Source organism: Paracoccus spongiarum (genome assembly GCF_030732095.1).
Classification (GTDB): domain Bacteria; phylum Pseudomonadota; class Alphaproteobacteria; order Rhodobacterales; family Rhodobacteraceae; genus Paracoccus; species Paracoccus spongiarum.
This window is the reverse complement of sequence record NZ_JAVAMQ010000002.1, coordinates 96,676-118,547: the sequence shown is the minus strand read 5'-3', so window position 1 is coordinate 118,547 and position 21,872 is coordinate 96,676. Positions and strand designations below refer to the sequence as shown.

Genomic DNA, 21,872 nt, shown 5'->3' with positions numbered 1-21,872 from the left:
TCCCCTTTGTCGCAACCGCCGGAACTGACGCCAGACTAGGCGCTTCGCCGTCCGCAGGGAAGCGCCTCGTCTGCTGGTGGGAGGGCCTCAGCCCAGCAGCCGGCCAAGCCCCAGGGTGATGACCGGAAAGGCGATCAGCGCGCCGATGCGGATGATGTCGCTGATGAGGAAGGGCAGGACGCCGCGAAAGCTTTCCAGCATCGGCACGTCGCGGGCCATCGCGTTGATGACAAAGACGTTCATGCCCACCGGCGGGGTGATCAGCCCGACCTCGACCACCACGACGGCCAGGATGCCGAACCAGATCAGCGTGTCCTCGCGCGGCATGCCGAAATCCAGTCCGGCGATGATCGGATAGAAGATCGGGATGGTCAGCAGCAGCATGGACATCGAATCCATCACGCAGCCCAGCACCAGATACAGCAGCAGCATCGCCAGCAGGACCAGCATGGGCGTCAGCCCCGATTGCTGGATCGCCTCGGCCAGCAGCATCGGGGTGCGGGTCTGGGCGAGGAAGGCGTTGAAGGTCTCGGCGCCCAGCAGGATCAGGAAGATCATCGCCGAGGTGGTGGCCGTGCCGCGCAGGCAGTCGGCGATGCCGCGCAGGCGCATGCCGCCATGCAGGATCGCCAGCAGCCCGGTGCCGAAGGCGCCGACAGCGGCGGCCTCGGTGGGCGTGAACCAGCCGCGATACATGCCCACGATCACCAGCGCGAAGATCAGGATCAGCGACCATGTCTCGCGCAGGGCGGCCAGGCGTTCGGGCCATGTCTGGCGCGGGCCGGCGGGGCCGTCGGCGGGGTTGCGATGCACGAAGACCGCCACCGCCAGCATGTAGCCGACCGCAGCCAGAACGCCCGGCACCATGGCCGCCACGAACATCCTGGCGATGCTCTGTTCGGCCATCAGCGCATAGAGGACAAGGATGACCGATGGCGGGATCAGGATGCCCAGCGTGCCGCCCGCCGCCAGCGAGCCGGTCGCCAGCGCGCCGCTGTAATTGTATCGCTTCATCTCGGGCAGGGCGACCTGGCCCATTGTCGCGGCGGTGGCCAGCGACGATCCGCAGATCGCGCCGAAGGCCGCGCAGCCGCCGATAGAGGCCATCGCCAGCCCGCCCTTGCGATGCCCGAGGAAGGCGGCCGCGGTGCGGTAGAGGGCGCGGCTCATCCCGGCCTTGGTGGCGAATTCGCCCATCAGCACGAACAGCGGAATGACCGACAGCGAATAGGTCGAGAACTGGTAGTAGGTCGAGGTCTTGAGAAAGGCCAGCAGCGGCGTGGTGCCGGTATGCAGCCCGTAGCCGCCGACCCCGACCGCCAGCATCGCGACCCCGATCGGCACGCGCACCGCCATCAGCGCCAGCAGCACCGCGAAACCCGTCAGCCCGGCGGCGATTCCGGTCATGCCCGCGCCATCCGCAGATGGCCCGCCATGGTCGCCGCGCAGGTCGCGACCAGCAAGGCCATCGCCGGCAGGATCACGGTAAAGCTCCACCAGACCGGGATGCGCAGGACCATCGACTGTTCGCCGTATTCGCGCATCTCCAGCCCGCCATGCCACAGGCGCCATGCCAGCAGCGCGGCGATCAGCAGATACAGCAGGTCGCCCGCGGCCTCGAGCAGGTGGTTGGTGCGGGGCGAGGCCTTCTGGGTGAAGAAATCGACCAGCACGTTGCCGCCGCTGGACTGGCACCAGGGCAGGAAGCAGAAGATCGCGATCGCGCTGCCGATCTCGACCAGTTCGAAATCGCCGGGGATCGGCGCGCCGAGGATGGTCCGGCGGGTGACGCTGACGACCGTCATCAGCATCATCGCCAGCAGGGTCAGCCCGCCAAGCGCGGCGAACAGGCGGCAGAGGGCGGTCAGCCAGCCCGGCAACGGCACCTTGTGTGCATGTTCGGTCAGTTCCTCGGCCATTCCGCCCCCTCCATTCCCGTTGTTGTTGCCCGGCTACTTGCCCGACGCCGCCGACAGCATCGCGCGGGCATCCTCGAGCATCGCCTGTCCGTCCTGGCCGGCATCGTTCATCGCCGCCACCCAGGCGTCGACGACCGGCTGGCTGGCGGTCTGCCATTCGGCCAGTTCGGCCTCGGGGATCAGCGTGATGGTGTTGCCCGCATCCACGGCCTTCTGACGTTCCGCATCCTCGGCCGCGTCGAAGGCCTCGCCCGCGATCTTGGCCAGCGCGGCGCCGGAATTGGCATCGATCACCGCCTTCAGGTCGTCGGGCAGGCCGTCATAGACGCCCTTGTTCATCACCAGCGCCATGACCGAGGTGGACATGCCGCCATTCTCGGTTCCGAATTCGGTGTGGTCGCGGGTGACGCTTTCGATGCGCAGGCTGCCGAACACCTCCCACGGGATCACCGCGCCGTCGATGACGCCGGTGGTCAGCGCCTGCGGAACCTCGGGAACCGGCATGCCGACGGCGGTCGAGCCGAGCGCGTTCAGCGCGTCGGTCATGGTGCGCGATGGCGCGCGGATCTTCAGCCCCGCCATGTCGGCCATCGCGGCGACCGGCTTGTCCTTGGTGTGGATCTTGTAGGCGGCGGGGGCGTGGATCAGCAGCGGATGCACGTCCTTCAGCTCATCGGCCATGTATTTGGCCTGATATCCCTGCAGCGCCGTGGTGGTCTGGGTCGCGCTGCCCGACATGAAGGGCAGCTCGAACACCTCGGAGACCGGGAAGCGGCCGGGGGTATAGCCCAGAAGCGTCCACGCCACGTCCACCACCCCGTCGCGGGCCTGGTCGAACAGCTGCGGCGGCTTGCCGCCCAGCTGCATCGACGGGAAGATCTGCACGTCGATGCGCCCGCCGGACTGTTCCTCGACAGCGGCTTCCCAGGGCGCCAGCACGCCGGTCTGGATCGGCGCCTCGGCCGACAGGAAGTGATGCACCCGCAGGGTCACCTCCTGCGCGCCGGCCTGCCCGGCGATGGCGGCCAGCGCGGCCCCCGCGATCAGCAAAGTCTTCATCTGCGTTCCTCCCTGAACTGCATCATCCTCGGGCTTGAGCCTCGGCATCGCCCGTGTTGTCGCCGGGCGCGAGGATCCGCGCCCAGTCATGGCCCGGCTGGCGGCGCGACAGCGCCCCCGCCAGGGTTTCCGTGCCGTCGGCCGACAGATCGGCCAGCGCCGCGCCGACGATCCGCAGCGCCTCGGCGCGCGGCATGTGCCGCGCCAGGTGAAAGCCCGCCGCCTCGGCCAGCATGGCGCCGCGATCGGCCGCGAAGGTCGCGGCGATCGCCTCGGGGCGCGGCGCCAGGGTCTCGGCCAGGTTCAGCGCCAGCCGCAGCGCGGCGCCGGTGCGGATCACCATGTCGGGCAGGCACGACCATTCCAGCGCAAGGGCCGAGCCGTCGCGTTCCTGCGCGTGGATCATCGCCTGGAAGAGCGTCCCGCAGTTGCCCGCGTTCAGCCGCGCGAGGGCGACCAGGGCCTCGGCCGCAACCGGGTTCGACTTCTGCGGCATGGTGGATGAGCCGCCGCCGCTGCCGGCGGTGACTTCGCCGATCTCGCTTTGGCCCAGAAGGATCAGGTCCGCGCCGATCTTGCCGAGCGAGCCGGTGACAAGCGCCAGCCAGCCGCCCGTCTCGCAGATCGCGTCGCGGGCGGCGTGCCAGGGCGTGTCGGTCGCGGTCAGGCCCAGTTCCGCCGCAAGGGCATGGCGCGTCTGGGCCATGCGCGGGGCCAGCGCGGCGCCTGTGCCGGCGGCTCCGAACAGCGACACCGCCAGCAGCCGGGGCCGCAGTTCGTCAAGGCGCTGAAGATGGCGGGCCAGCGGTGCGCGCCAGACGGCGATCTTGGCGCCAAGCGTCGTCGGCGCGGCGATCTGGAAGCGGGTGCGCGCGGCGATGGGCAGGGCGGCGTGATCGCGCGCCCGGCAGGCAAGCGCCGCGTCCAGCCTGCGCAAGCGGTCCTCGATCGGCAGCAGGGCCTCGCGCAGTTGCAGGGCCAGCGCGCTGTCCTGAATGTCCTGCGACGTGGCGCCGAAATGCGCCCAGGGGCCATGCGGCCCGCAGGCCGATTTCAGCGCGCCCACCAGCGCCTGTGCGGCGATGCCGGCCCGCGCGGTCGCGGCGGCCAGGTCGGCCGGGTCGGGACGCAGGGCCGCCGCCGCCGCGTCGATGGCTTCGGCGGCATCGGCCGGGATGATCCCCAGCCGCCCCTGGACGCGGGCCAGCGCGGCCTCGACCCGCAGCATGGCGGCCAACTGGCCCTGCGCGCCCATGATGCGCGCAAGCTCGTCATCGCCGAACAGGCCGTCGGTCAGGATCATGCGGCCCTCAGCCCGAGGATCTGCCGGGCCTGCTGCGGCGTCGCGACCGGGCGGCCGTATTTCTCGCACAGCGCGACCGCGCGTTTCACCAGCGCCGCGTTCGAGGGCGCAAGGCTGTCGCGATCCAGCCGGATATTGTCCTCGAGCCCGGTGCGCGCATGGCCGCCGGCCGCGATCGCCCATTCGTTCAGCACGATCTGGTTCGGGCCGATGCCGGCGGCACACCACGGCGCGTCCTCGCCGAACAGGCGTTTGACGGTGTGGATGTAGAAGTCGAACACCTCGCGATCGACCGGCATGGCGTTCTTGACGCCCATCACGAACTGCACATAGGGCCGGTCGAGGATGCGGCCGTCGCGCCACATCGCCGCCGCCTGGAAGATGTGGCCAAGATCGAAGGCCTCGATCTCGGGCTTGACGCCGTGGCTGCGCATCTCGGAGGCCAGCCAGTCCACCAGGTCGGGGCTGTTCTCGTAGACCCGCGTGGGAAAGTTGTTCGACCCGACCGACAGGCTGGCCATGTCCGGAGCAAGACCCAGCATGCCGCCCCGCTCGCGCCCCGCGCCGGACCGGCCGCCGGTCGACAACTGCACGATCATGCCGGGGCAATGCGCCTCGATGCCTTCCTTCAGCCGGGCGAAGCGTTCGGGATCGCTGGTCGGCTTGCCGGCATCGTCGCGCACATGGCAATGGGCGATGGTGGCGCCGGCCTCGAAGGCCTCCTGCGTCGAGGCGACCTGTTCCTCGATGGTGATCGGAACGGCCGGGTTGTCGGCCTTGGTCGGCAGCGATCCGGTGATCGCCACGCAGAGGATGCAGGGTGCGGTGGTGGTGTCGGTCATGGCATGCCTCAGATGTCGAAGAAGACGGTCTCGCCATCGCCCTGCAGGCGGATGACGAAGCGATAGACGGGCAGCCCGTCGCGATCCTCGCCGCGCGGGGCGATCAGCGTGGCGCGGCGGTTTTCCCATTCGATCAGGTTCAGCACCGGGTCATCCGCATTGGCCTGCGCCTCGTCGGCGAAATACATGCGCGTGTTCAGGCCGATATTGATGCCGCGCGCGACCAGCCACAAGTTCAGATGCGGGGCCTGGCGGGTGCCGTTGCGTCCGGGGACCGGGCCGGGCTTCACGGTGTCGAAGCCCCATTCGCCGGTTGCGAAATCGGTGATGACCCGGCCCCAGCCGCGAAATCCGTCCTCGACCGCGCCGCCGCCCTCGGGATGGGCATAGCGGCCTTGGGAATTGGCCTGCCACACCTCCAGCAGCACGTCCTTGACCGGGCTGCCCATGCCGTCGATCACCAGCCCCTCGACCCGGATCCGCTGGCCCGTCGCATTGGGCCCGGCGATGTCGCGGCCCAGTTCCTCGCGGTAGATGTCGAAGCCGGCGGCCCCCGGCGCAAGGCCGATATGGACATAGGGTCCGGCGGTTTGCGAGGCGGTCTCGCGCAGATAATCCAGTGTTTGCGGCATGATCAGTTCCCCTCCAGCCGGTTCTCGAACAGGGTCGAGCGGCGTCCGCGCAGCACGATGTCGAACTTGTAGGCGATCGAATCCAGCGGGATCGTCGCGTTCAGGTCCAGCCGCGCGATCAGCTGCTGGATCGCGTCGGGATCGGGAATGGTCTGCACGATGGGGCAGATCGGGATCAGCGGATCGCCCTCGAAGTAAAGCTGGGTGATCAGCCGGTGCAGGAAGCCAGATCCGAACACGGAGACATGGATATGCGCGGGCCGCCAGTTGTTGACCAGGTTGCGCCACGGATAGGCCCCCGGCTTGATGGTGCGAAAGACATAGCGGCCCTCGGCATCGGTCAGCGTGCGCCCGCAGCCGCCGAAATTCGGGTCGATCGGGGCGAGGTAGCTGTCCTTCTTGTGCCGATAGCGACCGCCGGCATTCGCCTGCCAGATCTCGACCAGGGTGTTGGGAACCGGGCGGCCATGCTCGTCCAGCACCCGGCCGTGAACGATGATGCGTTCGCCGACCGGGTCGCCGCTGCGCGCGTAGTTGCGGATCAGGTCGTTGTCCAGCGCGTCGATGTCGGAATGGCCAAAGCGCGGTCCGGTGATCTCGCTGAGGGTATTCTCCAGCGAGATCATCGAATAGCGCGGGCTGCGCGCCACCGAGGTCTTGTAGCCCGGCGTCAGCGCGGGCGGATGCAGGCGGCGGTCGCGCTGGTGATATTCGGCGGCGGCGGTGGCTGCGGTCATGGCTTGCCCTCCTCGGCAGGCTGGGTGGCGGGGCTTTGGCCGGCGGATACGGCGGCATCCATTTCGGCATAGGTGTCGCGGGCCAGCTTCAGCGCGTGGTTGGCGCGCGGCACGCCGGCATAGATGGCGACATGCTGGAACGCCTCCAGTACGTCGCGCCGGCTGGCCCCGGTGCGCGCGGTGGCGCGGACATGCATCGGGATTTCCTCGAAGTTTCCGGTCGCGGCCAGAAGCGCCAGGGTGATCATCGAGCGTTCGCGCCGGCTGATGCCGTCGCTGGCCCAGACCGTGCCCCAGGCCGAATGGGTGATCAGATCCTGGAAGGGTGCGTCGAAATCGGTCTTCTGCGCCTCGGCGCGATCGACATGCGCATCGCCCAGCACCTCGCGGCGCACGCGCATGCCGGTGGCGTGGGTGTCAGACATGGCCGATCTCCTTCAGGAAGCGGGTGATGATCGCGGCATGGGCTTGCGGCGTCTCGACACAGGGGATGTGGCCCGCGCCCTCGATCTCGTCGAAGCGGGCGCCGGGGATCAGCGCGGCGGTGGCGCGCACGATGGCGGGCGGGGTGGCGCCATCCAGCGAGCCGGCGATCAGTTGCACCGGCAGGTCCAGCCCCGCGCTGTCGGCGCGCAGGTCGGCCGCGGCGATGGCCTCGCAGCAGGCGATGTATCCTTCCCGCGGCTGGCGTTCCAGCATCCGCTGCCAGGGCGCGGCCTCGCCCCGCGCGCGGAAGGCGGGCGAGAACCAGCGTTCCATCGTGGCGGGCGCGATGCCGGACAGGCCGTCGGCGCGGATCGCGGCGATGCGGTCGCGCCACATCTGTGCCTCGCCGATCTTCGCCGCGCTGTTCGAGATCACCAGCCCGGCCAGAAGGTCGGGATGGCGGGCGGCCAGCGACTGCCCGATCAGCCCGCCGATCGACAGCCCCACGAAGACCGCGCGGCCAAGGCCGAGATGCCGCATCAGCGCGGCGGCGTCGTCGGCCAGCAGGGCGATGTCGCAGGGACCTGCGGTTTCTTCGCTGAGGCCATGCCCGCGCTTGTCATAGCGCACGAGCCGCAGCCCGGCGGGCAGATGCGGCAGCAGCGCGTCCCAGACCCGCAGGTCGGTGCCAAGCGAATTGGCGAACACCAGCGCCGGGCCGTCCTTCGGTCCCTGGTCGGCATGGTGCAGGCCGACCCCGTTCACGATTGCATGCATCATCAGTAGGGCAATCCCACATAGTTTTCGGCAAAGGCGCGCTGCTGGCTTTCATTGTCGCGCAGGAAGGCGATGTCGGCCTGCTGCATCTTCAGGTCGAAAGGGCTCTGGTCGGGATAGCGGTGCAGCAAGCCGCTGAACCACCAGCTGAAGCGCTCGGCCTTCCAGACGCGCAGCAGCGCCCGTTCGGAATAGCGGTCGATGCCCTCGGGGTCGCTGTCCTCGTAGAACTGGCACAGCCCGTGATAGAGGTAATGGACATCGCTGGCCGCGGTGTTCAGCCCCTTGGCCCCGGTCGGCGGCACGATATGCGCCGCATCGCCCAGCAGGAACAACCGGCCCCACCGCATCGGCTCGGTCACGAAGGATCGCAGCGGCGCGATGGATTTCTCGATGCTGGGCCCGGTGACCAGCCGTTCGGCGACCTCGCGGGGGATGCGCCGGCGCAATTCGCCCCAGAAGGCCGCGTCGGTCCAGTCCTCGGGGTGGTCCGACAGCGCGCACTGGATGTAATAGCGCGACAGGTTCGCATTGCGCATCGAGCACAGCGCGAAGCCGCGTTCGGAATTGGCGTAGATCAACTCGTCATCGACCGGCGGCGTGCGCGACAGGATGCCAAGCCAGCCGAAGGGGTAGGTCTTTTCGTATTCGCGCCGCACGCTCAGCGGGATCGTCTGGCGGCTGACGCCGTGGAAGCCGTCGCAGCCGGCCACGAAATCGCAGTCGATGCGGTGATCCTTGCCCTGCTGGGTGTAGGTGACATGGGGGCGGTCGCTGTCGGCATCGTGGATGGCGACGTGATCGACCTCGAACTCGGTGCGCGCGCCGGCGGCCTCGCGGGCGTCGTACAGGTCGCGCGTCACCTCGGTCTGGCCATAGACGATGACGGGCGTCCCGGTCAGCGCCTTGAAGTCCAGGTGGAACATCTCGCCGCCCGCGGCGATCCGGGTGCCGTCATGCACATGGCCCTCGCGGTGCAGCCGCTCGGCGACGCCGGCTTCCTCCATCAGCCGCACCAGTCCGGTTTCCAGCACCCCGGCACGGATCCGGCCCAGCACGTAGTCGCGGGTCTTGCGTTCAAGCACCACGGCCTCGATGCCGCGGCGGTGCAGCAATTGTCCCAGCAGCAGGCCCGAAGGTCCGCCGCCGATGATGACGACCTGTGTCCGCATGGTTCCTCCCGATCGAGATCAGGATTGCATATGGAATTCGCCAAGTAAAATGAGATAATCGCAGCGATAGTTACCAGAATCGATCAGCATGGACCGACGCATCAAGATCCGTCATCTTCAGGCCCTGACCGAGATCATCCGGCAGGGAAGCCTCAAGCGGGCGGCCGAACGGCTGTATCTGACCCAGCCGGCCATCTCGCGCACGCTGGCCGAACTTGAGGAGATCGTCGGGGCCGAGCTTCTGAACCGCGGGCGCGGCGGGGTGACGCTGACCGCGCAGGGCGAATTCTTTCACCGCTATGCGCAGGCCAGCCTGTCGGCGCTGGAGCAGGGGCTGGCCGGCATCGACGAGGCCGGCCGGGCCGGCGCGCTGCAGCTGCGGCTGGGCGCGCTGCCCTCGGTGGCGGCGCGGCTCATGCCCGAGGTGGCGACCGAGATCGCCGCCGAGGCCCCGCAGCTGCGGCTTGTGATCGTCGACGGGCCGCATGGCTATCTGACCGGGCAGCTGCGCGGCGGCGCGCTGGACATGGTGATCGGCCGGCTGGGCGCGCCGGACACGATGCGCGGGCTGCGCTTTACCCAGCTGTATCTGGAGCAGGTCGCGGTGGTGGTGCGACCCGGCCATCCTATCCTCGCCGATCCCGACCTGCGGCGGATCGGCGACTGGCCGGTGATCTACCCCTCGCCCGGATCGGCGATCCGCCCCTTTGTCGAGCGGCTGCTGATCGCCGAGGGGATCGCGCCGCCGCAGCAGAGGATCGAGACCGTCTCGGGCGCCTTCGGCCGGGCGCTGGTGCCCGACAGCGACGCGGTCTGGTTCATCTCGGCCGGGGTCGTGGCGCGCGAGGTGGCGGCGGGGCGGCTGGTGCGCCTGCCCGTCGCCACCGGCCTGACCGAGGGGCCGGTCGGCATGATGACCCGCGCCGATTCCACCGACGGCCCCGCGCAGCAGCTGTTCATGCAGGCGGTGGGACGGGTGCTGGACCGGCTGGAACTCAGCTAGGCCCGCCGTTCCCCGTCTGCCGGTGTCAGATCTCCTCGACCAGCTGGCGCTGATGGCGGGCATGGCGCTCGGCCAGCCGCCGCCCCTCGCGGCCGTTCAGCATCCGCCGCGCGCCGTCGGGGGTGAAGCCGGGATCCTGAAGCTGCGGAAACAGCGCGACGATCTCGCGGCGGGCGGCGGGGCCGACGGCCTCCATCGCCTGCGGGCCGGTGAACAGGCTTTCGGTCCACGCGCCGTCGGACATGACCACCTCGTGCCCGTCGAACAGCATGTGCCAGTAGGTGACGCCTGCCTCGGCGCGCAGGATCTCGATGCCCGGCAGCCCGACCAGATGCTTGGCGGCGACGAGGATCTCGGCCTCGCCGAACATCCGCTGCGCGATCGAGGACCGCACCAGCATCCGGTGCTGTGGCGACACGGTCAGGTCGCGCGCCGGGACGCCATTGGCCAGGGCGCCGGCCCGGATGCGGATCGGGCGCAGGTTCGGTTGCAATTCCAGTCGCGCGGCGTCCAGAGGGGTGGCGCCGATCCAGGACAGCCAGCGATAGCCGTTGTCGCGGGTACGGATCATGTCGCCCACCGACAGCGTCTCGATGGCGCGCGGCCCGAAGATCGTGTCGATCATGGTGCCCTGCGCAAAGCAGGGGGCGGGGCTTTGCGGCGGGTAGGGCTCGGCGTCGCGGCCGGCGTTCTGGATGGTCTTGATGCTCTTTAAGCTGTAAGAGGCCTGGAGGTCGAAGACCGGATAGGTGACCTCGCCGGTGTCGGGGTTGGTCTTGGGCTGCGGAAAGACCAGGACCGAGTGCTTGCCGCCCAGGATCGGCGCCGAGTTGGGGGCGTCATAGGTGCGCGGAAACAGCATCACGAAGCTGTTGCCCTGGCTGTCGGCGATCACCGACGAGATGAAGTTCTGCATCTTCGTGCCGGCCGGCAGCGTCACCGCCGTGGCGCCGTGCCCGAAGGTGGTGTCGTGGGTCAGGGCCTGCTGGCTGGGGTCCTGCGAATATTGTCTGGAGGTCAGCACCGGATCGTCGTCGGTGATGCTGATCGTGCTGAGCACCGGGTTCTGAAAGACGATCTTGCCGCTGACGGTGGACCAGGGCGCGAAGAGGCCGGTGCCGGACGAGGCCGAGGGGATGGGCTGACTGACCGTCAGCATCGTGATCTTGTAATCCATCGCCGCCTGCCACCTCGTGCCTGTCCCGACCGGGACCCGCCCGGCGGTCATGGAATCCTGCTCGATGGGACGTCGCACGTCCTCTGGTGGCCTTGTTAACCAGACTGCGTTAACGAAGTGTTAACGCAACTTTAAATTGCAGGATTTCGGCGATCCGAGCTGCTGACCACCGTGCGGGTGCATTCGGTCACGCCTCAGCCGTGCCGCCTTTCTGGACCGCGCCGGTACCCCGCTCGCGATAGGGGGTGCTGCCATATTGGGCGCGATAGCATTTCGAGAAATGCGACGGGCTGGAAAAGCCCGAGGCCAGCGCCACCTCGATGATCGACATCTCGGTCTGCATCAGCAGGTTGCGGGCCCGCGACAGCCGGGTTTCCATGTAGTACCGCTTGGGGCTGCGGTTCAGATAGCGCCGGAACAGCCGTTCAAGCTGTCGCGTGGACATGCCCGCATCGGCGGCCAGCTGCGCGGGGCTGATCGGGTCTTCCAGATTGGCCTCCATCCGGGTGATGACCGCCGACAGGCGCGGATGGCGCACGCCGATGCGGGTCGGGATGGACAGGCGCTGGCGATCCTGGTCGGTGCGGATCGCGGTGTGCAGCATCTGGTCGGCCACCTCGGCGGCCAGCTGGTCGCCATGCGCCTCGGCGATCAGGTGCAGCATCAGGTCGATGGACGAGGTGCCGCCCGCCGCCGTCAGCCGGTTGCCGTCGTGGACGAAGACCGATCGGAACAGGTCCACCTCGGGGAAGGCTTCGGCGAAGCCATCATGGTTTTCCCAATGGATCGTCGCCTTGCGGCCGTCCAGCAGCCCGGCTTCCGCCAGCACCCAGGCGCCGGTGCAGACTGCACCGACCGATGCGCCGCCGCGCGCCTGCCGCCGCAGCCAGTTCAGCACCGGCTTGCTGGCCTCGCGCGCGATCTCGGTGCCGCCGCAGACGATCACCACGTCGTCGCGCCCGGCCGGCTGGTCGTTGTCCAGCCCCCCATCCAGCAGGATGCGCGCGCCGTTGGAACAGGTCGCGTGCTGCCCCAAGGGTCCGACCAGCCGCCACTCGAACAGCGTCGCCCCCGAAGCGCGGTTGGCAAGCCGCAGTGGCTCGATCGCCGCCGCAAAGGGCAGCATCGTGAAGCGGTCGACCAGAAGAAAAGTGAAACGGCGCGGCTTGTCGGATGGCATGGGCTGTCTCAAGGGGGGTGGCACTCCGCGTCCTCACATCAGGGAACCGGCGGCACCGCAAGCGCAGAATCGGTCCCTCAACCATCGGGATGAGGCGCGGGTCCGCCCGCCGGCCCTTTCCCTGCCTGTGCGAACAGACTATATCAGCGCGACAGTTTTCCCAAGGAGCCGTGCCATGACGCAGGATCACCGCAAGACCGCCACCCAGAACTGGGACAAGGCCGGCTGGCGCGCCTATCCGCGCGTCCAGATGCCCGACTATACCGATCCCGAGGCGCTGACCGCGGTCGAGGCGCAGCTGCGCCGCTATCCGCCGCTGGTCTTTGCAGGCGAGGCGCGCCGCCTGCGCGAACAGCTGGCCGAGGTCGGGGCGGGGCGCGCCTTCCTGTTGCAGGGCGGCGACTGCGCCGAAAGCTTCAGCGAGTTCAGCGCCGACAACCTGCGCGACACCTTCAAGGTGATCCTGCAAATGGCGGTCGTGCTGACCTGGGGGGCGCAACTTCCCGTCGTGAAGGTGGGCCGGATGGCCGGCCAGTTCGCCAAGCCGCGCAGCGCCCCGACCGAGGTGATCGGCGGGGTCGAGCTGCCCAGCTATCGCGGCGACATCATCAACGGCTTCGACTTCACCGCCGAATCCCGCATCCCCGATCCGCAGCGGATGCTGGCGGCCTATACCCAGGCTGCGGCGTCGCTGAACCTGCTGCGGGCCTTCTCGACCGGCGGCTATGCCGACATGCACCGCGTGCAAAGCTGGATCGCCGATTTCGTGGGCGGTCCCGAGGCCGCCAAGTATCGCGACATCGCCGGCCGGATCAGCGATGCGATGGCCTTCATGCAGGCGGCCGGCGTGAATTCCGACACCGCGCACCAGCTGTCCAAGGTGGATTTCTATACCAGCCACGAGGCTTTGCTGCTGGAATATGAAGAGGCGCTGGCCCGCACGGATTCGACCACCGGGCTGCCGGTGGCCGGCTCGGGCCACATGATCTGGATCGGCGACCGCACCCGCCAGCCGGACGGCGCGCATGTGGAATTCTGCCGCGGGGTGCAGAACCCGATCGGGCTTAAATGCGGCCCGACCACCACCGCCGATGATCTGAAGGTGCTGATGGCGCGGCTGAACCCGCAGAACGAGGCGGGCCGGCTGACGCTGATCGCCCGCTTCGGCGCCGGCAAGGTTGGCGAGCATCTGCCCCGCCTCGTCCGCGCGGTGCGCGAGGAGGGGGCGAACGTCGTGTGGTCTTGCGACCCCATGCACGGCAACGTCATCAAGTCCTCGACCGGCTACAAGACGCGGGCGTTCGATTCCATCCTGCGCGAGGTGCGCGAGTTCTTCGCGATCCACAATGCCGAGGGCACGATCCCGGGCGGGGTGCATTTCGAGATGACCGGGCAGGACGTGACCGAATGCACCGGCGGGGTGCGCGCGGTCACCGACGAGGATTTGTCGGACCGCTATCACACCGCCTGCGACCCGCGGCTGAACGCCAGCCAGTCGCTGGAACTCGCATTCCTTGTCGCCGAGGAACTGCGCAGCCGCCGCGAGGCCGGCGCCGACCCGCGCCGCGACAGCAAGGCCGGCTGAGCCGCGCCGCGACAGCACCAGACGGCGACAGGGCGGCTTGCGGGCCGCCCTGTCACTTCCAGCGGCGATGCACCCAGAACCACTGGCCCATGTGCCTGCGCACCAGCATCTCCAGATCGTCGTTCAATGCCTGCATCATCGCGGCGGGCGTGGAATGCGGCACCGGCAGGCCGACATGGACCCGGAAGCGCAGCCCGTCGGCCTGGCGGATGGCGTGGATCGGCAGGATCAGCGCGTCATAGCGCAGCGCCAGTTCGGCGGGGGTCTGCACCGTCCGGCTGGGCAGGTCGAAGAAGCGCAGCTCGGGTGCGTTGTGATCGTGCTGGTCGAAGCCCAGCGCCAGCCAGCCGCCGCCCTTCAGAAAGCGCAGCATCGCCGACAGGCCGGCCCGCCCGCGCGGAAACAGCGGCTCGGCAATCGCGGTGATGGCGGGGACGTAATGGGCGTTGAATGCCTCGTTGTTCATCGGCCGATACAGCGCGCCGACCGGCCAGCCGCGCCCCGCCAGGGCTGCGCGCATGGCGTCGTAATTGCCGAAATGGGCGCAGGCGACAATGACCGGCCGGCCGGCGTCGAAGGCGGCCTCCAGCGCGGGAAGGCCCGGACCCTCCAGGGGATCGTCGCGATGGATGCGGTCGGTGAATTCCTTGCCGGAATAGATCTCGGCGACGGAACGACCGGCATTGTCGGGCACCGCGCGCAGCAACGCCGCGACCTCGTCGCGCCCAAGGTCGGGACGCGCCAGCGCCAGGTTGTCGCGGATGCGGCGCCGCCAGCCCGCCAGCGGCGCCAGCAGATGCGAAAACAGCCAGCCGACCGCCGGGATGCGCCGTTCATAGGGCATCAGTCGCGCAAGGGCCATCACCGCCAGAAAGGCGCCGTTGCCGAGCCGGTCCGAGAAGGGGGGGCGGCTGTCGTCCTCGCTCATCGCTTCCTTCGCGCCGCGCGGGCCTCGCGGGACCACACATAAAGCCCGGCCCCCACGATAATCATCGCGCCGGTGATGGTCCAGCGGTCCGGCAACTGCCCGAAGAACAGCCAGCCCCAGATGCCCGCCCAGATCAGCCCGGTGTAGCCGAAGGGCGCCAGCACCCCCGCCTCGGCCACGGCGAAGGCGCGGATCAGCAGCGCCTGGCTGACCGTGCCGAACAGGCCCAGCAGCGCGAAGGCCCAGAGGTCGGCGGCGGCGATCGGCTGCCAGACGAAGGGCACCGCCAGCGAGGTGAGCACGCCGCCCACGAAGGCCGACCACAGCACCGAGGTGGCCACGGAATCGCTGCGCACCACCCGCGTCAGCAGCGCGCCGGTGGCATAGGTAAAGGCGCCGATCAGGGGCAGCAGCGCGGCGGGCTGGAACACGCCCATGCCGGGCCGGATGATCAGCAGCGCACCGACCAGCGCCGCGGCGATGCCGAGGGCGCGGCGCAGACCGATCCGTTCGCCCAGAAACAGCGCCGCGCCCAGGGTGATCAGCACCGGGTTCACATCCATGATCGCCGTCGCCTCGGCCAGCCCGATATATTGCAGCGAGGTGAAGAACAGCCCCACCGAGGCCAGCTGGGTCAGCGCACGGCCGAATTGCAGGCCCGGCCTGCGGCTGCGCATCAGCGACGGGATCCTGCCGCGATACAGCGCAACGACAATGACGACATTGCCGATAAAGCGCGCCCAGACCACCTGCAGCGGCGAATAGGCTTGCGTCAGCTGCTTGGCGGTGGCGTCCATCAGGGTGAAGCTGAAGATCGCGGCGCAGAGCAGCGCGATGCCAAGCGTCTGGTCGTGGCCGGGACGGCGAAGGCCGTCGCGCTCGCGCCCCATCAGCGCGAAGGCGCGGGCAAGGGCGCGCATCAGGCGCCGCGCCGGGCGCGGGCCCGCAAGCGGGGCGGGACGCGGGGAGGGGGCCGGCTCACAGCAGGGCTTTGGCGCGGGCGACCACGGCCTCGGCGGTGATGCCGAATTCGCGATAGAGGTCGGGCGCGGGGCCCGAGGCGCCAAAGCCGGTCATGCCGATGAACGCGGATCGTTCCTCGCACCCGCCCGCGCCCAGCAGCAGCCAGTCCCAAGGCTGGCGGACCGCCGCCTCGATGGCGATGCGCACGCTGCCCTCGGCCAGCACCTGCCGCCGCCAGTCGGCGGGCTGGGCGCGGAACAGTTCCATCGAGGGGACAGAGACGACGCGGGTCGGAATGTCCTCGGCCTCCAGCACGTCGCGCGCGGCGATCGCGATCTCGACCTCGGAGCCGGTGGCCATCAGCACCACCGCGGGGGTGCCGCCGGCCGCCTCGCGCAGCACATAGCCGCCGCGCGCCGACAGGTTCTCGTCCTGGTGGGTGTGGCGGAGCGTCGGCAGATTCTGCCGCGACAGCGCCAGCACCGCGGGCCGGTCGGTCTGCGACAGGGCGATCTGCCAGGCCTCGGCGGTCTCGACCTGGTCGCAGGGGCGCAGGGTCAGCAGGTTGGGCGTGGCCCGGCAGATCGCCAGATGCTCGACCGGCTGATGGGTCGGGCCGTCCTCGCCCAGCCCGATGCTGTCATGGGTCATCACATAGACCACCGGCAGCCCCATCAGCGCCGACAGCCGGATCGCGCCGCGGGCGTAATCGGTGAAGGTCAGGAAGGTGCCGCCATAGGGGCGAAAGCCGCCATGCAGCCAGATCCCGTTCATGGCGGCGGCCATGCCGTGCTCGCGGATGCCGTAATGGACGTATCGGCCCAGCCGGTTCGCGGCGGTGAAGGGGGACATGCCGCCCGTGCGGGTGTTGTTCGAGCCTGTCAGATCGGCCGAGCCGCCGAAATTCTCGGGCATCTGCGGGTTCAGCGCCTCCAGCACGGTCTCGCTGGCCTTGCGGGTCGCGACCTTCGGCAGCGCCTCGGAGGACTGCGCCTTCAGGGCGACGATCGCCGGGTCCAGATGCGGATTCGGCCCATTCGCGATGCGGCGGGCGAACTCTCTGCCGCTGTCGGTGGCCAGCGCGTCGACGCGATCCTGCCACGCCTTGTGCGTTGCGGCGGCCCGCGCGCCGATCGCGCGCCAGTCGGCGGCGATGTCCTCGGGGATCTCGAAGGCGGGGGCGTCCCAGCCATAGGCCCTGCGCGCGCCGGCGATCTCGTCGGCGCCCAGCGGCGAGCCATGCGCCTTGGCGCTGTCGGACCGGGTCGGGGCGCCGAAGCCGATGATGGTCTTGCAATCGATCAGCACCGGGCGGCCGTCATCCTCGCTCGCCTCGCGCAGCGCACGGTCGATCTGCGCGGCGTCGTGGCCGTCGCAGGCCAGCACGCGCCAGCCCGATGCCTCGAAGCGGGCGCGCTGGTCGGTGCGATCCGACAGACCGACCCGGCCGTCGATGGTGATGTCGTTGTTGTCCCACAGCACGATCAGCCGGCCCAGCCCCTGCGCGCCGGCCAGGCCGATGGCCTCCTGGCTGATGCCCTCCATCAGGCAGCCATCGCCGGCGATGACCCAAGTGCGATGATCGCACAGCTCCTCGCCAAATTCGGCGCGCATGGCGGCCTCGGCCATTGCCATGCCCACCGCCGTGGCAATCCCCTGACCCAGGGGGCCGGTGGTCGTCTCGACGCCCTCGACATGGCCGTATTCGGGATGGCCTGCGGTGATGTGGCCCAGCTTACGGAAATTGCGGATCTGCTGCATCGTCATCTGCCGGTAGCCGGTCAGGTGCAGCAGCGCATAAAGCAGCATCGAGCCATGCCCGGCCGACAGCACGAAGCGGTCGCGATCGAACCACTGCGGCGCCGAGGCGTCGAATTTCAGGTGCTTGCGGAACAGGACCGTGGCCACGTCGGCCATGCCCATCGGCATCCCGGGATGCCCCGAATTCGCGGCCTCGACCGCATCCATCGCCAGCACCCGGATGGCGGTGGCCAGCCGCCAATGCGCGGGGTCGGCCTTGCGGCGGGCGTCGATGTCCATGGCGGCTCCTTGGGTTCGGGATGCAGTGCCGATGGTTAGGGGCGATGCCGGCCGGTTGCAAGCGCGCGGGCCGGGACGGGCAGGCCGGGCGCCGCGCGGGGCGGGCAGCCTGCCTCAGTCCTCGGGCCGGACCGGCTGCAGGGGGCGGACGCGCAGCCGGGTGATGCGGTTCTCGCGGCGGGTCACGACCTCGAAGCGATAACCGTGGAACGAGAATACCTGTCCCTGGTCGGGGATCGACTGAGCCATGTGGATGACCAGCCCGGCGACGGTATTGGCCTCGTCATCGGGCAGCGTCCAGTCGAGTTGCCGGTTCAGGTCGCGGATCGTCATGCCACCCTCGACCGTATAGTCGCCCTGCGCGTTCGGGGTCAGCGTCTGGTCGTCATCGGCGTCATGTTCGTCGGTGATCTCGCCCACGATCTCCTCGAGGATGTCTTCCAGCGTGATCAGGCCGCGCAGGCTGCCATATTCGTCCACCACCAGCGCGAAATGCGTCCGGCGCTTGAGGAATTCGCGCATCTGTTCGTCCAGCGCCGTGGTGTCGGGCACGAAATAGGGCTTCATCGCCACGGCCATGATGTCGAAGTTGCGCAGCCCGTCGGCCTCGGCGCCCTCGCGGACGGCCTTGTTGACGGCGCGCAGCAGGTCCTTGGCATGGACCACGCCGACGACGTTCTCGCGTTCCTCCCGATAGACCGGAAGGCGCGTATGGGCGCTGGCCAGCACCCGGTCGAGGATGTCGGTCGCGGGCAGGGCCGCGTCGATCATCTCGATCTCCGAGCGGTGGCGCATGATCTCCTCGACGGTGCGGTTGCCCAGGTCCAGCGCGCCCAGCAGGCGGTCGCGATCCTCCTTCAGCACCGCCCCCGAGGCGTGGCCGATCGACAGCGCGCCGGCGATTTCCTCGTGGACCGAGAACATGTTCGAGGCGGGGTCGGTCTTCAACCCGAAGAGGCCCAGCATGCCGCGCACGATCAGCCGCACCACCGCGACGATCGGCGACAGGATCAGCGTCACCCAGCGGATCGGCCGCGCGACCCGGCTGGCCACCGTCTCGGGCGACGAGATCGCATAGGTCTTGGGCATCACCTCGGAAAAGATCAGCACCAGCACCGTCATCACCAGCGTCGCCAGCGCCACGCCCCCCGATCCCAGCAGCCGGGTGAACAGCGCCGTGGCGAGGCTGGCCGACAGGATGTTGACGACATTGTTGCCCAGCAGGATCGCGCCGATAAGCCGTTCGCTGTCCTCGGTGACCTTCAGGGCGGCCTCGGCGCCCGGATCGCCGCGGTCGGCGCGGGCCCGCAGCTTGGCCCGGCTCGAGGCCGTCAGCGCGGTTTCCGAGCCCGAGAAGAAGCCGGACATCATCAGCAGCAGCAGGATGGCCCCGCAGGTCATCCAGAAGGCGGCGTCGAACATCGTCGAAGGGTCGTCCATGGTCCTTATCGGTCGTTGCGGCCCCTGCGTGCCGACTCGGGGGTCGGGCGGGCAAGGGGGTGATGGTTCAGCACCAGGTCGCGCATGCGCTGGTCCAGGACATGCGTGTAGATTTCCGTGGTGCCCAGGTCGGCATGGCCCAGCAGCGTCTGGATGCTGCGCAGGTCGGCGCCGCCGTCAAGCAGATGGGTCGCGAAGGCATGGCGGATCACATGAGGGGTCACGCGCCGCGGGTCAAGCCCGGCCGCGACCGCGATCTCGTTCAGAAGCCGGCCAAGGGTCTGGCGGGGCAGGTGCCCGGCCGCCCCGGTGGCGGGAAACAGCCAGCGCGCGCCCTTGCCGGCGATCAGCCGCGCAAGCGGGCTGTCCTCGGGGGGGGCGTCGCGATGGGACAGCCATGCGTGCAGCGCACGGCGGGCGGGCGGGGTCAGCGGCACCATGCGGTCCTTGTCGCCCTTGCCGCGGATCAGCAGCATCTGCGGATCGCCCCGGCAGGCGCCGACCGGCAGCGCGACCAGTTCGCTGGCCCGCATCCCGGTCGCGTAAAGCAGTTCGATCATGCACAGGTTGCGCGCCCGGTCAGCCGGCCCGCGCCCGACACGGGGGGCGGCGGCCAGCATCGCCTCGACCTCGTCGCGGCCCAGCGTTCGCGGCAGCCGCAGCGCGCGTCCGGGGCCGGCGATGCGCAGTGCCGGGTCGTCCGCGCGCCAGCCCTCGTCCAGGGCAAAGCGGCTGAACTGGCGGATCGAGGAGAGCCGCCGCGCGCGCGTGGCGCGCGCCAGCCCCTGCGCGTCGCAATGGGCGAGATAATCCTCGATCACCGCGCGGGTCAGGTCCGACAGCGCCGCGCCGCGCCGCGCCAGCCAGTCCGACAGGTCGCGAAGATCGCGGCCATAGGCCAGCAGGGTGTTGCGCGCCGCGCCCGCCTCGGCTGCCTGCGCGTCGAGAAAGGCCGAAATGGCGCCGTGATCGCCCCGTGGCATCAGCGCGCATCGCCCATCGCGGGCAGCAGCGACAGCTGGGCCGCTGCCAGCGCGGCATCGCCCTCGAGGCCAAGCGCGCGCAGCATCGCCAGCCCGCGCGCGGCGCGGGGCAGGTCGCCCTCGATCCCGGCATCGACATCGGCCATCGCGGCCAGCAGCGACTCGCCCTGCCGGCTGTCGGGCACGGGCGGCGCCTCGGCCCCAAGCTCGGGCAGGATCGCCACGGGTGCGGGCACGGGCAGGCCCTGCCACTGGCGCAGCCAGCCCGCAATGGTCGCGGCCTCGCCGTCCTCGGCGGGGTCCGGCTCGGGCAGGTCGGCCGCCACCATCCCGGCCAGCACATCGGCCATGCCGGCGCGGCGGAACTCGTCGAAGGCGCGGGGCAGGGCGGCCAGTGTCCCGCCCGATGCGATCGCCGCCTCCATGGTGCGCATCGCGCCCGCGCGTTCCCAGACCCCGCCCGAGGCGGCCGGCTTCTGCTCGGCGTAGATCTGGCGCAGGGTGGCGGGCGGAATCGCCCCGGCACGGGCCAGGCGCTCGGCCGCCTCCAGCCGTGCCTTCCAGCCATTGTTCAGCCGCAGGTCGGACTGCGCGAAGGCGAGCGGCAGACCGGTGGTCGGCAGCGGCTGGCCGATCGCCTCGTGGATGCGGAACTCCAGCGGGGTGATCCGGTCAGGCGGCGCCAGCGCCCCGGGGTCGTCCACGAAGGCATCGTCCAGGAAATGCGTCAGCAGCACCGCCTGCCGGGCCTCGATCAGGCCAAGCGCCTCGGCACCTTGCAGGCTGATCGCGGCCGCAGCCCAGTCGCCGGTCTGCGCGAGGCAGAAGATGCGGGCGGAAAAGCTGGGCGCGACGCCGGGGGTGCCGTCCATGATCCGGCAGGCCCTGCCCTCGTCGCCCTGCAGCAGGGCGATGTCGAACAGCCTGCGGAACACCTCGGGGTCGCCCGGCCCGGCCGCCAGCAGCAGCGCCTGCGCCTGATCCAGCGCGCCCATGTCCAGCAGGCGGTCGGCGCGCGCCAGGAACAGTTGCCCGCTGCGGCCGCTGGCCGGCGGGGCAAGCTGCGCGCTCAGCAGCCGGCGCATCAGCGCATTCATCGCCGGCAGCCGCGCGGGCGTGGTCAGGATCTGCCGGGCAAGATCCCCGGCATCGCTGCCCTGCCAGAGCCCCGGGGCAAGCCCGGCCTTGCGCGCGGTCAGCGTGCCGGTCGCATCGGGGTTGCTGCCGTCGAGGCGCGAGACCTGCACAGCGCCCACCGCGCCGCTGGCGGCCACGGGTTTCGGCCCCGCGTCGCGCTGCGGCGGCCGCTGGCCCGGTCGCCAGGCCGAGCTTTCGCGCTGAGGCCCCCGCACGCTGCCCGACAGCCAGTCGCTGGCCGACAGCGGCTCGCGCGTCTGGGCGGGGGCCGGGGCGGGCAGGCCGGCGACAACAAGGCCCGCCAGCGCGAGAGCGATGGCCGGGAATGCAGCCGGCAGCCCCGTTCGACGCGGCCGGCGTCGGGAAGGATCAGTCACTGCCGGCCTCGCTGCCGGTTCCGCCGGCAGTCCCGCCGGCGCCCGCCACGGGGCTGCGGACTTCCTGCCGGCTTGGCTCCATGTCGCCGAGATAGGCATAGCCCGCCAGACCGACGACAGCCGCCAGGACCAGCACCACCAGAAGCTTCAAGACCCGCATCGATTTTCGCCTCGCTCGACCTGCGTTCACGT

The 21,872-nt window shown here is 69.8% G+C and carries 21 protein-coding genes; 2 read left to right on the top strand and 19 right to left on the bottom strand.

Going from position 1 to position 21,872, the window contains the following annotated elements; genetic code table 11:
* Window positions 1-87: 87 nt before the first annotated feature.
* From Q5Y72_RS02625 to pobA, 10 genes are read right to left on the bottom strand one after another with little or no spacing between them, the layout of a single operon-like run.
* Window positions 88-1,407, bottom strand: a complete 1,320-nt coding sequence (locus Q5Y72_RS02625) for a TRAP transporter large permease (protein ID WP_305961864.1) — start codon at window positions 1,405-1,407, stop codon at window positions 88-90.
* Window positions 1,404-1,919: a TRAP transporter small permease gene (locus Q5Y72_RS02620; RefSeq protein WP_305961863.1), complete on the bottom strand. Its 516-nt coding sequence runs from the start codon at window positions 1,917-1,919 to the stop codon at window positions 1,404-1,406. Before Q5Y72_RS02620 ends, Q5Y72_RS02625 begins: the two co-directional genes overlap by 4 nt.
* 33 nt (window positions 1,920-1,952) lie before the next feature.
* Complete coding sequence (locus Q5Y72_RS02615) at window positions 1,953-2,978, bottom strand: TRAP transporter substrate-binding protein (protein WP_305961862.1); 1,026 nt, start codon at window positions 2,976-2,978, stop codon at window positions 1,953-1,955.
* 22 nt (window positions 2,979-3,000) lie between these two features.
* Window positions 3,001-4,281 (bottom strand): lyase family protein, encoded by a 1,281-nt coding sequence (locus Q5Y72_RS02610; RefSeq protein ID WP_305961861.1) that lies wholly within the window; start codon window positions 4,279-4,281, stop codon window positions 3,001-3,003.
* Window positions 4,278-5,123 (bottom strand): 3-oxoadipate:acetyl-CoA acetyltransferase, encoded by an 846-nt coding sequence (locus Q5Y72_RS02605; RefSeq protein WP_305961860.1) that lies wholly within the window; start codon window positions 5,121-5,123, stop codon window positions 4,278-4,280. The genes Q5Y72_RS02610 and Q5Y72_RS02605 overlap by 4 nt, the downstream gene beginning before the upstream one ends.
* An 8-nt stretch (window positions 5,124-5,131) precedes the next feature.
* A complete protein-coding gene (pcaG, locus tag Q5Y72_RS02600) occupies window positions 5,132-5,755 on the bottom strand; it encodes a protocatechuate 3,4-dioxygenase subunit alpha (protein ID WP_305961859.1) in 624 nt (207 codons plus the stop codon).
* A 2-nt stretch (window positions 5,756-5,757) separates the two neighbouring features.
* Window positions 5,758-6,492, bottom strand: coding sequence for a protocatechuate 3,4-dioxygenase subunit beta (pcaH, locus tag Q5Y72_RS02595; RefSeq protein ID WP_305961858.1), 735 nt, complete (start codon window positions 6,490-6,492; stop codon window positions 5,758-5,760).
* On the bottom strand, window positions 6,489-6,917 hold the full coding sequence (gene pcaC / locus Q5Y72_RS02590; RefSeq protein WP_305961857.1) for a 4-carboxymuconolactone decarboxylase: 429 nt from the start codon (window positions 6,915-6,917) through the stop codon (window positions 6,489-6,491). Before pcaC ends, pcaH begins: the two co-directional genes overlap by 4 nt.
* On the bottom strand, window positions 6,910-7,698 hold the full coding sequence (gene pcaD / locus Q5Y72_RS02585) for a 3-oxoadipate enol-lactonase (protein ID WP_305961856.1): 789 nt from the start codon (window positions 7,696-7,698) through the stop codon (window positions 6,910-6,912). Before pcaD ends, pcaC begins: the two co-directional genes overlap by 8 nt.
* Window positions 7,698-8,867, bottom strand: a complete 1,170-nt coding sequence (pobA, locus tag Q5Y72_RS02580; RefSeq protein WP_305961855.1) for a 4-hydroxybenzoate 3-monooxygenase — start codon at window positions 8,865-8,867, stop codon at window positions 7,698-7,700. The genes pcaD and pobA overlap by 1 nt, the downstream gene beginning before the upstream one ends.
* Window positions 8,868-8,955: 88 nt before the next feature.
* Here pobA and pcaQ point away from each other — a divergent pair, with 88 nt between their 5' ends.
* Entirely contained in the window at window positions 8,956-9,870 is a 915-nt protein-coding gene (gene pcaQ, locus Q5Y72_RS02575) for a pca operon transcription factor PcaQ (RefSeq protein WP_305961854.1), read from the top strand.
* A gap of 25 nt (window positions 9,871-9,895) precedes the next feature.
* Here pcaQ and Q5Y72_RS02570 read toward each other — a convergent pair whose 3' ends face one another.
* Window positions 9,896-11,047 carry a Hint domain-containing protein gene (locus Q5Y72_RS02570; RefSeq protein ID WP_305961853.1) on the bottom strand — a complete coding sequence of 384 codons (1,152 nt, stop codon included), beginning with the start codon at window positions 11,045-11,047 and terminating at the stop codon, window positions 9,896-9,898.
* 187 nt (window positions 11,048-11,234) lie between these two features.
* Window positions 11,235-12,227: a GlxA family transcriptional regulator gene (locus Q5Y72_RS02565; RefSeq protein WP_305961852.1), complete on the bottom strand. Its 993-nt coding sequence runs from the start codon at window positions 12,225-12,227 to the stop codon at window positions 11,235-11,237.
* 175 nt (window positions 12,228-12,402) lie between these two features.
* On the opposite strand from Q5Y72_RS02565, the gene Q5Y72_RS02560 reads away from it, so the two are divergent.
* A complete protein-coding gene (locus Q5Y72_RS02560) occupies window positions 12,403-13,812 on the top strand; it encodes a class II 3-deoxy-7-phosphoheptulonate synthase (protein WP_305961851.1) in 1,410 nt (469 codons plus the stop codon).
* A 52-nt stretch (window positions 13,813-13,864) separates the two neighbouring features.
* Here Q5Y72_RS02560 and Q5Y72_RS02555 read toward each other — a convergent pair whose 3' ends face one another.
* The 7 genes from Q5Y72_RS02555 to Q5Y72_RS02525 form a co-directional block, all read right to left on the bottom strand.
* Entirely contained in the window at window positions 13,865-14,740 is an 876-nt protein-coding gene (locus Q5Y72_RS02555) for a lysophospholipid acyltransferase family protein (protein WP_305961850.1), read from the bottom strand.
* Complete coding sequence (locus Q5Y72_RS02550) at window positions 14,737-15,660, bottom strand: DMT family transporter (protein ID WP_305961849.1); 924 nt, start codon at window positions 15,658-15,660, stop codon at window positions 14,737-14,739. Before Q5Y72_RS02550 ends, Q5Y72_RS02555 begins: the two co-directional genes overlap by 4 nt.
* Window positions 15,661-15,718: 58 nt before the next feature.
* Window positions 15,719-17,743: a transketolase gene (gene tkt / locus Q5Y72_RS02545; protein WP_305961848.1), complete on the bottom strand. Its 2,025-nt coding sequence runs from the start codon at window positions 17,741-17,743 to the stop codon at window positions 15,719-15,721.
* 114 nt (window positions 17,744-17,857) lie between these two features.
* Entirely contained in the window at window positions 17,858-19,183 is a 1,326-nt protein-coding gene (locus tag Q5Y72_RS02540) for an HlyC/CorC family transporter (RefSeq protein WP_305961847.1), read from the bottom strand.
* A 5-nt stretch (window positions 19,184-19,188) separates the two neighbouring features.
* Entirely contained in the window at window positions 19,189-20,166 is a 978-nt protein-coding gene (locus Q5Y72_RS02535; RefSeq protein WP_305961846.1) for a tyrosine recombinase, read from the bottom strand.
* Window positions 20,166-21,680, bottom strand: a complete 1,515-nt coding sequence (locus Q5Y72_RS02530; RefSeq protein WP_305961845.1) for a hypothetical protein — start codon at window positions 21,678-21,680, stop codon at window positions 20,166-20,168. Before Q5Y72_RS02530 ends, Q5Y72_RS02535 begins: the two co-directional genes overlap by 1 nt.
* Complete coding sequence (locus tag Q5Y72_RS02525) at window positions 21,673-21,840, bottom strand: hypothetical protein (protein ID WP_305961844.1); 168 nt, start codon at window positions 21,838-21,840, stop codon at window positions 21,673-21,675. The genes Q5Y72_RS02530 and Q5Y72_RS02525 overlap by 8 nt, the downstream gene beginning before the upstream one ends.
* Window positions 21,841-21,872 lie beyond the last annotated feature (32 nt).

What these genes read in the sequence shown, in the direction of transcription:
- Q5Y72_RS02625 (WP_305961864.1), bottom strand. Translation starts at nt 1,407, where the DNA reads ATGACCGGAATCGCCGCCGGGCTGACGGGTTTCGCGGTGCTGCTGGCG.
- Q5Y72_RS02620 (WP_305961863.1), bottom strand. Translation starts at nt 1,919, where the DNA reads ATGGCCGAGGAACTGACCGAACATGCACACAAGGTGCCGTTGCCGGGC.
- Q5Y72_RS02615 (WP_305961862.1), bottom strand. Translation starts at nt 2,978, where the DNA reads ATGAAGACTTTGCTGATCGCGGGGGCCGCGCTGGCCGCCATCGCCGGG.
- Q5Y72_RS02610 (WP_305961861.1), bottom strand. Translation starts at nt 4,281, where the DNA reads ATGATCCTGACCGACGGCCTGTTCGGCGATGACGAGCTTGCGCGCATC.
- Q5Y72_RS02605 (WP_305961860.1), bottom strand. Translation starts at nt 5,123, where the DNA reads ATGACCGACACCACCACCGCACCCTGCATCCTCTGCGTGGCGATCACC.
- pcaG (WP_305961859.1), bottom strand. Translation starts at nt 5,755, where the DNA reads ATGCCGCAAACACTGGATTATCTGCGCGAGACCGCCTCGCAAACCGCC.
- pcaH (WP_305961858.1), bottom strand. Translation starts at nt 6,492, where the DNA reads ATGACCGCAGCCACCGCCGCCGCCGAATATCACCAGCGCGACCGCCGC.
- pcaC (WP_305961857.1), bottom strand. Translation starts at nt 6,917, where the DNA reads ATGTCTGACACCCACGCCACCGGCATGCGCGTGCGCCGCGAGGTGCTG.
- pcaD (WP_305961856.1), bottom strand. Translation starts at nt 7,698, where the DNA reads ATGATGCATGCAATCGTGAACGGGGTCGGCCTGCACCATGCCGACCAG.
- pobA (WP_305961855.1), bottom strand. Translation starts at nt 8,867, where the DNA reads ATGCGGACACAGGTCGTCATCATCGGCGGCGGACCTTCGGGCCTGCTG.
- pcaQ (WP_305961854.1), top strand. Translation starts at nt 8,956, where the DNA reads ATGGACCGACGCATCAAGATCCGTCATCTTCAGGCCCTGACCGAGATC.
- Q5Y72_RS02570 (WP_305961853.1), bottom strand. Translation starts at nt 11,047, where the DNA reads ATGGATTACAAGATCACGATGCTGACGGTCAGTCAGCCCATCCCCTCG.
- Q5Y72_RS02565 (WP_305961852.1), bottom strand. Translation starts at nt 12,227, where the DNA reads ATGCCATCCGACAAGCCGCGCCGTTTCACTTTTCTTCTGGTCGACCGC.
- Q5Y72_RS02560 (WP_305961851.1), top strand. Translation starts at nt 12,403, where the DNA reads ATGACGCAGGATCACCGCAAGACCGCCACCCAGAACTGGGACAAGGCC.
- Q5Y72_RS02555 (WP_305961850.1), bottom strand. Translation starts at nt 14,740, where the DNA reads ATGAGCGAGGACGACAGCCGCCCCCCCTTCTCGGACCGGCTCGGCAAC.
- Q5Y72_RS02550 (WP_305961849.1), bottom strand. Translation starts at nt 15,660, where the DNA reads ATGCGCGCCCTTGCCCGCGCCTTCGCGCTGATGGGGCGCGAGCGCGAC.
- tkt (WP_305961848.1), bottom strand. Translation starts at nt 17,743, where the DNA reads ATGGACATCGACGCCCGCCGCAAGGCCGACCCCGCGCATTGGCGGCTG.
- Q5Y72_RS02540 (WP_305961847.1), bottom strand. Translation starts at nt 19,183, where the DNA reads ATGGACGACCCTTCGACGATGTTCGACGCCGCCTTCTGGATGACCTGC.
- Q5Y72_RS02535 (WP_305961846.1), bottom strand. Translation starts at nt 20,166, where the DNA reads ATGCCACGGGGCGATCACGGCGCCATTTCGGCCTTTCTCGACGCGCAG.
- Q5Y72_RS02525 (WP_305961844.1), bottom strand. Translation starts at nt 21,840, where the DNA reads ATGCGGGTCTTGAAGCTTCTGGTGGTGCTGGTCCTGGCGGCTGTCGTC.